9 protein-coding genes are annotated in these 9427 nt (G+C 68.8%); 3 read left to right on the top strand and 6 right to left on the bottom strand.

Annotated features, from left to right (window positions below; translation table 11 throughout):
* Positions 1-157 precede the first annotated feature (157 nt).
* On the top strand, positions 158-763 hold the full coding sequence (locus tag G6024_RS12375; RefSeq protein WP_069390464.1) for a hypothetical protein: 606 nt from the start codon (positions 158-160) through the stop codon (positions 761-763).
* 164 nt (positions 764-927) lie between these two features.
* Entirely contained in the window at positions 928-1353 is a 426-nt protein-coding gene (locus G6024_RS12370) for an organic hydroperoxide resistance protein (RefSeq protein WP_069390463.1), read from the top strand.
* A 49-nt stretch (positions 1354-1402) separates the two neighbouring features.
* Here the strand turns inward: G6024_RS12370 and G6024_RS12365 are convergent, their stop codons facing one another.
* Positions 1403-1873: a hypothetical protein gene (locus G6024_RS12365; RefSeq protein WP_069390462.1), complete on the bottom strand. Its 471-nt coding sequence runs from the start codon at positions 1871-1873 to the stop codon at positions 1403-1405.
* Positions 1874-2149: 276 nt separating this feature from the next.
* Between G6024_RS12365 and G6024_RS12360 the strand changes: the two genes are divergently transcribed.
* Positions 2150-2683, top strand: coding sequence for a cupin domain-containing protein (locus G6024_RS12360; RefSeq protein ID WP_069390461.1), 534 nt, complete (start codon positions 2150-2152; stop codon positions 2681-2683).
* Between the two features lie 46 nt (positions 2684-2729).
* Here the strand turns inward: G6024_RS12360 and G6024_RS12355 are convergent, their stop codons facing one another.
* The 5 genes from G6024_RS12355 to G6024_RS12335 all read right to left on the bottom strand — a co-directional run bounded on the left by G6024_RS12355 (position 2730) and on the right by G6024_RS12335 (position 9147).
* Positions 2730-3485 (bottom strand): SDR family NAD(P)-dependent oxidoreductase, encoded by a 756-nt coding sequence (locus G6024_RS12355; protein WP_069390460.1) that lies wholly within the window; start codon positions 3483-3485, stop codon positions 2730-2732.
* Positions 3486-3525: 40 nt separating this feature from the next.
* On the bottom strand, positions 3526-4392 hold the full coding sequence (locus tag G6024_RS12350; protein ID WP_159148829.1) for an enoyl-CoA hydratase-related protein: 867 nt from the start codon (positions 4390-4392) through the stop codon (positions 3526-3528).
* Between the two features lie 272 nt (positions 4393-4664).
* A complete protein-coding gene (gene acnA / locus G6024_RS12345) occupies positions 4665-7475 on the bottom strand; it encodes an aconitate hydratase (protein WP_159148828.1) in 2811 nt (936 codons plus the stop codon).
* A 184-nt stretch (positions 7476-7659) separates the two neighbouring features.
* Positions 7660-8712: a TerC family protein gene (locus G6024_RS12340; protein WP_159148827.1), complete on the bottom strand. Its 1053-nt coding sequence runs from the start codon at positions 8710-8712 to the stop codon at positions 7660-7662.
* A 231-nt stretch (positions 8713-8943) separates the two neighbouring features.
* Positions 8944-9147 carry a hypothetical protein gene (locus G6024_RS12335; RefSeq protein WP_067716139.1) on the bottom strand — a complete coding sequence of 68 codons (204 nt, stop codon included), beginning with the start codon at positions 9145-9147 and terminating at the stop codon, positions 8944-8946.
* Between the last annotated feature and the right edge of the window lie 280 nt (positions 9148-9427).

Genomic DNA, 9427 nt, shown 5'->3' with positions numbered 1-9427 from the left:
CGGGCGGAGTCCTGAGACCCGTACCGGCGGCCACGTTTCCAGCATGTTTCTAGTCGGCCCAGCCCCTCGCTGCGGGCGACCGCGCGGCCTAGAATTCGCTGGAGAAGGCGAGGTGCCCGCGATGACTCTTCAGAACCGGACGGCGTCACGGAGATCCGTGTCCGAGGACACCGCGGAGCGTGCCCTGCGGGATCTCGACGACCGACACTTCACCGAGGTCATGCTGCGGGAATTGAGGCGGCGCAGGACGTTCGCCAGGGTGGCCGACCAGGTCGACGGAGCCCTCCGGGCAGCGCGCTTCCCGATAGGGGATCCGTTCCGGCCGCCCGCCGACCCCGCCGCTGCCGCCCGTCGGAAGATGATCGCCTCCGCAGTGCACAGCGCCGTGCTGCAGGTACCCCACGCCTGCTCCACCGAGGCATGCGAGATCCTCATCGAGCGGGGCGTGGTCCCCGGCTCCACACCCGCAGATGCGCTGCGGACCTTCGCGAGGGACGGCCGGCTCATCGTGCTCCGCGGCGACCGACGCTGGGTCTACCCGCGGTTCCAGCTCGACCACTTCGACCCGCGCGACCCGGACAACATCGTCGCCATGATCAACCGGATGCTCGACGCCGGCCACTACCCCGAGGCCGCCACCGCGTGGTGGACAGCGCCGGCCGACTCGCTGCCGGACCGCCGCTCACCCATGGGGTTGCTCGGACAGGACCACGCCACCCTGCGGGAACTCGCGGCCATGTACGCGGCCGCGGCTGAGCTCTGATCGGTGAGGCCGCGCGGGCACACGTCCGCGGCGGAGGTGGCTCCGAATCCCTCCTGATCGCCGGCCTGGCCACTCGCCTAACCCCCGGCGGTCAGGCGGCAGCGCTCGCGGCCGCCGCGTACGTTGGGCCACACCTACACGCCCCCGACCGAGGAGATTCCCGAATGTCCGATGCGCTCTACACCGTCGAAGCCCTCTCCACCGGCGGAGGCCGGGACGGGCACGTCGCCACCGCCGACAAGGCCGTGGACCTGGAGATGGCCCCGCCGAAGGAACTCGGCGGCTCGGGCGAGGGCAACAATCCCGAGCAGCTGTTCGCCGCCGGGTTCGCCGCCTGCTTCCACTCCGCCCTGCAGAGCGCGGCGCGGGCGAAGAAGGTCACGATCAACGGCTCGTCCGTGGGCGCGCGGGTGTCACTGGTGCGCTCGGGCGAGGAGAGCATCGACATCGCCGTGGACCTCGAGGTCATCATCCCCGACGTCGAGGCCGAGCAGGCCGACGAACTCGCGAAGCTGGCCCACGAGCTGTGCCCGTACTCCCGGGCCACGCGGGGCAACATCGAGGTGACCGTCTCGGTCGGCGAGGACTGAGGCCCGGCCCCGACAGTGCGCCGCTCGGGGCGTGGGCTAGGTGAACGGGCTACGAGAGCGTGCGATCCGTCAGCCACCAGGTCACGGCGCGGTTCACCGGCTCGCGCGTGGACCCGTCGCCCAGGCGGGGCACGTCGAACCACACCCGTAGGGGCGGCCCACCGATCGCGGGCACGTCCACGAACTCCAGCGAACGCTGCCTCGAGTCGAAGTCCCACCTGTTGATGGTCGAACACGAGATGACCGGCACGAAACCCGTCGCACAGATCACCTCGGCGCGCGGCTCGAGCGGGGTCAGGACCCTCGTCCCCGGGATCGCCGGATTCCAGAACGCGGGGTCCTCCGGCCCCAGCACGTCGCTGACGATCTGCGGCATCCCGCGGGGTATCGGAGGGGCCGCGGCGGGAGTTCCCACGGCGTCCGGATCGGCGGCAGCGGTGGCGGAGCCGAGCGCGCTCACCGCGCCGATCAGGGCGACCGCGAGGCCGAGACTCCGACACGCGAAGTGGGGCAGGGGCACGGCAACTCCTGGGTCGGTGAGAGTGAGAACCCACGCTAGCAGCGGGATCGCGCGACCGGTTCGGCCTTCCACGAGCCGGCGGCGGTTCGCTGAGGGGCTGACTTCGTCGTCGTCGTCGTTCAGGCCGTCGCCTACAGGCCGTCGCGATCGACGCCCGCTCGGCCCCGACCTCGGTAGAAGAACGATGATGGCCGAACTCGGGGCCCGTTCGCTGATAGCGTTTGTTCAGCTGACCGAATCCCCCTTCGGTCCGAGCAGACTCAGGGATCAGCAGGTATGCGCCACAGACTGACCAGATCGACCATCTCCATACTCGCCGGGGTCTGCGTCCTCGCCACCGCCGCGTGCGGTTCCGACGACGCCACGGCGGAGTCGCCCGAGGTGAGAACAGTGAACCCGACCGAGCCGCTCCCGCCCGCCTCGACGATCGCGGGGTCACAGCCCTTCCTGGCCGTCGACATCGTGCAGGGCCGACAGGCCCGCCCCGTCGACCTGCAGGTCGACGGCGGCGACGACGGGGTATCGGTGACCTTCCGCGAGATCACGATCGAGCCGGGGGCGAGCACCGGCGAACACTGCCACCACGGATCCCTGATCGCCGTCGTCAAGCAAGGCGAACTCACGCACTACTCCGATCGCCACCCCGGCGGCTCCCGCATCTACCGCGTCGGGGACTCGAACATCGAGGAAGCGGGCTCGATCTACGAGAGCCGGAATCACGGGACGGAGGACGTGGTTCTCATGGCGACCTACGTGACCCCGGTCGGGCACGAGCTCCTCGAGAACGACCTGAGCAAGTGCACGGCGTGAGGGGCCAGCCCGTCTGCTGAGGGGCCAGCGGGGGTTAGCTGAGAGGTCAGCGGGGGAGCTGCCCGTCATCGATCTTGATGACGGTGCCGGTGACCGCCTCCGACGCGTCGGACACCAGGTAGAGCAGCGTCGAATCGATCTGCTCGGGCTGGCCGAGACGCTTGCGCGCGAGACCGGGCGCGATGTCGCCGACGCGGGCGAGCATGCCGTCGGTCATCTCCGAGGCGAAGACCCCCGGGGCGATCGCGTTGACGTTGATGAACGTGCGCGACCACTCCACGGCCAGGGCCTCCGTCATCCGACTGACCGCGGCCTTGGTGGTGGAGTAGAGCGCTGCTCCGTTGCCGTCGTACTGGTAGGCGCTCATCGACGTGATGTTGACGATCCGCCCCGGCACCCCGGCCTCGATCAGGCGGCGGGCGACGCCGGTCGCCATGAGCCACGGGCCGCGGACATTGGTGTCCAGCACGGCGTCCACCAGCTCCAACGTCATCTTGTGCGCACGCTGCGCGTCCGGAATGCCGGCGTTGTTGACGAGGATCTGCGGGAGGCCGATCTGCTCGGTGACTTCGGTGAGGCAGTCCTCGATGGAGGCGGGGTCGGTGACGTCGAGCCGGACGCCGTGCGCCTTGCCGCCGCTCCGGCCGATGGACTCGACGACCTCCCGGATCCGCTCGGTGCGCCGCCCGGTGACGACGACAGTCGCGCCCGCGCCTGCGAGCACGTGGGCGAACCTGGCGCCCAGTCCGGCGGTCGATCCGGTGACGATCGCGACGCGACCCGTGAGGTCATCAGCAGGCATGGGGGGTCCTATCGGTTGTGGGGCCCGAGAGCGGCCGGGGTCAGGAGAAGAGGTCGGGCAGGCCGTCGGACACGCGGTCCGGGAACTCCGGCTCCTTCTTGGCGAGGAACGCGGTGACGCCGGCGCGCACGTCCGCCGACTTACCACGGGTGTAGATGCCGATCGACTCGGCGCGGTGGGCCACCTCGGGATCGGACGCGCCGAGCATGCGCCACAGCAGCTGGCGGGTCAGCGCGGTCGACACGGGCGACGTCCCCCGTGTCATCTCGCGTGCGACCTCGATGGCGCGCGGTAGAATCTCATCGGCCGGGAGCACCTCGCTCACCAGCCCTCGCTCCAGGGCCTCGGCGGCGAGGATCGTCTTGCCGCCCACAGCCCATTCGATCGCGGTGGAGATGCCCACGATGCGGGGCAGAAACCACGTCGAGCACGCCTCCGGCACCAGACCCCGGCGCGTGAACACGAACCCGAACTTGGCGGTGTCCGCGGCGATGCGTACGTCCGTCGGCAGGGTCATGGTCACCCCGACCCCCGCGGCCGACCCGTTGATCGCCGAGATGACCGGCTTGGTCATGCGGAAGATGCGCAGCGCGACCTGACCGCCGGTGTCCGGCGGGGCCTCGCCGGTGTCGGCATCGGGATCAGCCGCGAACGTGTCGCCCCCGCCGGAGATGTCCGCTCCCGCGCAGAACGCCCGGCCCGTGCCGGTGAGGACCACAGCACGCACATCGTCGTCCGCATCGCAGTTGTCCAACGCGGTGATGATGTCCGTCAGGTTCTCGTAGGTCGCCGCGTTGAGCCTGGCCGGGCGGTTGAGTCGGATCACGGCGATCTCGCCGTGGCGATCGAGGATGACCTCGGGCTGGTCGGGCGGGTTCTCGGAAGCCTGATCCGGCGAAGGCTGCATGATGTCGGACGTTACCTGCGCCGAGCAGCGGCGCCGGCCGGATCGACCACATCTCGTCGCGGGCGGTGTGGGCCGGTTCGGCTCTCCCTGCAGCTGCGAGGCGTCGGCAGGTGCTTACCGCGTCGTCGTCGTGGTCGTTGTCGTCGAGACCTCCGGTGCTGATGCGGCTCCGCCGCGAAGAGTGTTCCGCGCACCTGCCTCTCGCAGAACGTGCGCGGAACACTCTTCGCGACGGTGGGCTGGGGGCGTGGGGCGGGTCGCGGGGCGTGGGATCAGAGCATCTGCCGGAGCATGTACGGCAGGATGCCGCCGTGCTCGTAGTACGCCTCCTCCGCCGGGGTGTCGATGCGGACCTTCGCCGTGAACTCGACCGCCGAGTCGCCCTCACCGGCCCGGACCGTCACCTCCTCCGGAACGCTGTCCCGGCTCTCGAGCCCGGTGACGGAGAACAACTCGTCGCCCTTGAGGCCGAGACTCTCGGCGGACTCGCCCTTGGGGAACTGCAGAGGCAGGACGCCCATCCCGATGAGGTTCGAGCGGTGGATCCGCTCGTACGACTGCGCGATCACCGCCCGGACCCCGAGCAGGGACGTGCCCTTGGCCGCCCAGTCCCGCGACGAGCCGGACCCGTACTCGGCCCCGGCGATCACCACCAACGGCACGCCCTCCTCGGCGTAGCGGTTCGAGGCGTCATAGATGCTGGTCTGCTCACCGCTGGGGAAGTGGGTGGTGACCCCGCCCTCGGTGCCGGGCGCCAACAGATTCCGCAGCCGGACGTTGGCGAACGTGCCACGGATCATCACCTCGTGATTGCCGCGCCTCGACCCGTACGAATTGAAGTCCGCCGGCTCGACCCCCTGCTGCTGCAGGTACTCGCCCGCGGGCGAACTGGGCTTGATCGCCCCGGCCGGTGAGATGTGGTCCGTGGTCACAGAATCGCCCAGCAGCGCCAGGACGCGGGCGTCGGTGATGTCCCGCATCGGCTCGGGCTCGACCGCCATTCCGTCGAAGTACGGCGGCCGGCGGATGTAGGTGGAGTCCTCGATCCAGTCGAACTTGTCACCCCCCGGCACGTCCATGCCGCGCCAGTTGTCGTCCCCGTCGAAGACGTCGGCGTAGCCCTTGGTGAACATGTCTGCCTCGAGATTGGCGTCCACGACCTCCTTGATCTCCGCCGAGCTGGGCCACACATCACGGAGGTAGACCGGCTCGCCATCAGAGCCCGTTCCGAGCGGGTCCTCAAGAAGGTTCTTGCGCATCGTCCCGGCCAGCGCATAGGCGATGACCAGCGGCGGGGACGCCAGGAAGTTCATCTTGACCTCGGGGTGGATGCGGCCCTCGAAGTTGCGGTTGCCCGACAGGACCGCGGCGACGTTGAGGTCCTTGTCATTGACCGCCTTGCTCACCGCCGGGGTCAGCGGCCCGGAGTTGCCGATACACGTCGTGCAGCCGTAGCCGACCAGATCGAACCCGAGCTCCACCAGGTACGGGGTGAGGCCGGACCGGTCGTAGTAGTCGGTGACGACCCGAGACCCGGGGGCCAACGTCGTCTTGACCCACGGCTTGGGCTTCAGACCACGCTCCACGGCCTTCTTGGCCAGCAGCGCCGCTCCGATCATCACCGAGGGGTTGGACGTGTTGGTGCACGAGGTGATCGCCGCGATGACCACGTCCGCGTGGTCGAAGATCACCGGCGACTCGTCGCCGTCGATCATGATCTCCGCCGGATCGCTCGGCCACCCGAGCTCGGCGTTGGCGGTCAGCTGCTCCTCGGAGTAGTGGCGGGGAGGCTCGTTCTTCGCCGTAGTGGAACCGGGGGAGACCGGGTCGCTGGCGGGGAAGGAGTCCGCCGAGGCGTCATCCAGACTCCCGTCGTCCTTCTCCGACCGGTTCTTCTCCTCATCGAGATTGCCGAGCACCACGGCCGGCGCATCGCCCAGCGCGATGCGGTCCTGCGGCCGCTTGGGCCCGGCGATCGACGGGACCACCGTCCCCAGGTCCAGCTCGATGACCTCGCTGTACTCGGCCGGGTTGTCCGGGTCGTGCCACAGGCCCTGCTCCTTGGCGTAGACCTCGACCAGCTCGATCTGCTGTTCCGACCGACCCGTCAGCCGCAGGTAGTCCAGCGTCTCGTCGTCTACCGGGAAGATGGCGCACGTCGAGCCGAACTCGGGGCTCATGTTGCCCAGTGTCGCCCGGTTGGCCAGCGGGACCGCCGCGACGCCCGGGCCGAAGAACTCCACGAACTTGCCCACCACGCCGGTCTGGCGCAGCAGCTCCGCGACGGTGAGGACGAGATCGGTGGCCGTGGTGCCCTCCCGCAACTCGCCGGTCAGCTTGAGCCCGATGACCTGCGGGATCAGCATGCTCATCGGCTGGCCGAGCAACGCGGCCTCCGCCTCGATGCCGCCGACGCCCCAGCCCAGCACGCCGAGACCGTTGACCATCGGCGTGTGGGAGTCGGTACCGACGAGCGTGTCCGGGTAGGCCTGGGTCATACCGTCGGTCCCCTCGCGCGTGAAGACGACCCGGGACAGGTATTCGAGGTTGACCTGGTGGCAGATGCCGGTGTTCGGCGGGACCACCACGAAGTCGGCGAACGACTCCTGCGCCCACCGGAGCAGCTGGTAGCGCTCCTGGTTGCGGCCGAACTCCAGCTCGGCATTGACCTCGAACGCATCCGGGCGGCCGAATACGTCCGCGATGATCGAGTGGTCGATCACGAGCTCGCCGGGGATGAGCGGATTGATCTTCTTGGGGTCGCCGCCGAGGTCGGTGATGGCATCGCGCATCGCGACCAGATCCACCACGCACGGCACCCCGGTGAAGTCCTGCATCAGCACCCGGGCGGGCGTGTACTGGATCTCCCGCTCCGGCGGGGACTGGGGAGTCCACTCCCGCAGTGCCTCGACCTGCTCGGCCGTCACCACTCGGCCGTCCTCGTTGCGCAGAAGATTCTCCAGCAGGACCTTGAGGCTGTAGGGGAGCGGGACCGCGGTGGAGACCTGATCGAGTCGGTAGACCTCGTAGTCTACGCCCCCGACTGCCAGCGAATCCCTCGAACCGAAACTGTTGACACTCATGACCGGCCCTTTCGTAGAGGTGCCGGTGCGGCCCGTGCTAGTGACGAGGATCACCGGCGTTGTTGCCGACCCTACTCCCGAAAACCGGAAGTTATAAGGCGTCACGCGTACCCGGGCTGGGGCTCGAGAGGGTCCCGCGCACCCGCTTGTCGCGGGGTGTGCGCGGGACGCTCTTCGGCAACGGTCAGCGTGGTGTCGCGGCGGGGGAGTCCTCTGACACGCCGCGCGTCCGCCCGCGACGGAACAGCGGCTCGAGCTGCGCGTCCTCCTCGGCGGTGGCGATGCGGAACGGAGGCTCGGCCGGTGTCGGCGGGCTCTGGCGCTCGTGACCACGCGTGGCCCGCAGGCTCGCCACGACCGACACGGTGAGGATGGTCGCGATCACGGCCAGCGAGATGGGGGTCGGAATGTAGAAGACGTCGATCTTGAGCAGCATCTTCGCGCCGACCCACATCAGCACCAGTGCCAGCCCGATCTTGAGGTAGACGAACCGGTGGACCAGATCCGCCAGCAGGAAGTACATCGCGCGCAGGCCCAGGATCGCGAACGCGTTGGCCGTGAAGACCAGGAACACCTCGTCGGTGACCGCGAAGATGGCGGGAATGGAGTCGACGGCGAAGACCACATCGGTCGTCTCGACCAGCACCAGCACAGCCAACAGGGGAGTGGCCATGATCAGCCCGCCCTTACGGACCAGCAGCCGCTGACCGTGGAACGTGTCCGTCATGGGCACCAGCCGGCGGAAGGCCGCGAGAATGCGGGACTGGTCCGGGTTGAGGTGCTCGTCGCGCTGGCGGATCATGCGAAAGCCCGTGTACAGCAGGAATGCGGCGAAGATGTACAGGATCCAGGAGAAGTTCTGGATGAGCAGCGCGCCGCCGGCGATGAAGATGCCGCGGAATACCAGCGCGCCCATGACGCCGAGGAACAGGACCCGGTGCTGGAACTGGGCGGGCACCGCGAAGTGGGCGAAGATGATCGCCCAGACGAAGACATTGTCCACTGCCAGGGACTTCTCAATGAGATACCCGGCGAAGTACTGCTGGCCTAAGTCCGCGCCCCAGACCGCCCAGACGATCGCGCCGAAGCCGACGCCGAGGGCGATCCAGACGGCAGACCACACCGCGGCTTCCCTGACGCCGATGACATGTGCTTTGCGGTGGGCGACGAGGTCGATGGCCAGCATCACGACGATGAAGGCGATGACCGCGAGCCAGAGCCAGAGAGGGGTGTGCATTATCGGGGACCTTTCGATCAGTAGGTGATCGAAGGTCTCTCCCGGCCTGGTCGGCCCGCGCCGCCGGGCCCGAGGGCCGGAGTGACGACGACGCGTGTGAGGGATACTCCCCTTCTGGTGCTGCAAGGTTAGCGGCACCGGCAGGGCGGCGCAACGGCGGATTCGTCACCTTGGCTGCACCCCTTGCCGGTTCGACACGCTCCGCGCCCGGCTCAGGCGCGGAGCGCAGGGTCAGGCGACCTCGTCGTCGTCACCCACCGCTTCGCCGTCGCCGTCGTCGGCGGGGAGCTCGATGGCCTGCTCGGCAACGTCGGCCGGATTTGCCTCGCGGAAGGGGTCCTCGACGGTCACCTCGGGCTCGTACTCCTCGGGTGCGGTGACTGAATCCGGGCCCGGGGTGTACTCGTCCGGGTCGATACGGTCCTCGGCGATCATCTCGTCCTCCTCCTGGCGCAGGGGCGTGTGCCTCCACCTCTAGCAGCCTCCCGCGAGCGGCGCCAGGGGCGGCGGCAACGAAAGATCGTCTCGCTGGCATCGTCCCGGGTCGAAAGCCTGTTGTGGTCGATGCTTCGGGGGGATCTTTCGGCGTGGAGGGGGCCTGTTGCGACGAGTCCACCCTGCTGGTTGAGGGCTTCTGCGCCAGTCAAGAGGGCTGGGCCTCGGGTGGCGAAATGTCCTGATTCAACCCTTGCGTACTCGAATGTGTGTGCGTACT

Source organism: Dietzia maris (genome assembly GCF_014144855.1).
Lineage (GTDB): Bacteria > Actinomycetota > Actinomycetes > Mycobacteriales > Mycobacteriaceae > Dietzia > Dietzia kunjamensis.
This window is presented reverse-complemented; position numbering and strand designations above follow the sequence as displayed.

Coding starts and splice junctions, on each gene's coding strand:
- G6024_RS12335 (WP_067716139.1), bottom strand. CDS start 9,147: ATGATCGCCGAGGACCGTATCGACCCGGACGAGTACACCCCGGGCCCG.
- G6024_RS12360 (WP_069390461.1), top strand. CDS start 2,150: ATGCGCCACAGACTGACCAGATCGACCATCTCCATACTCGCCGGGGTC.
- acnA (WP_159148828.1), bottom strand. CDS start 7,475: ATGAGTGTCAACAGTTTCGGTTCGAGGGATTCGCTGGCAGTCGGGGGC.
- G6024_RS12355 (WP_069390460.1), bottom strand. CDS start 3,485: ATGCCTGCTGATGACCTCACGGGTCGCGTCGCGATCGTCACCGGATCG.
- G6024_RS12350 (WP_159148829.1), bottom strand. CDS start 4,392: ATGCAGCCTTCGCCGGATCAGGCTTCCGAGAACCCGCCCGACCAGCCC.
- G6024_RS12340 (WP_159148827.1), bottom strand. CDS start 8,712: ATGCACACCCCTCTCTGGCTCTGGCTCGCGGTCATCGCCTTCATCGTC.
- G6024_RS12370 (WP_069390463.1), top strand. CDS start 928: ATGTCCGATGCGCTCTACACCGTCGAAGCCCTCTCCACCGGCGGAGGC.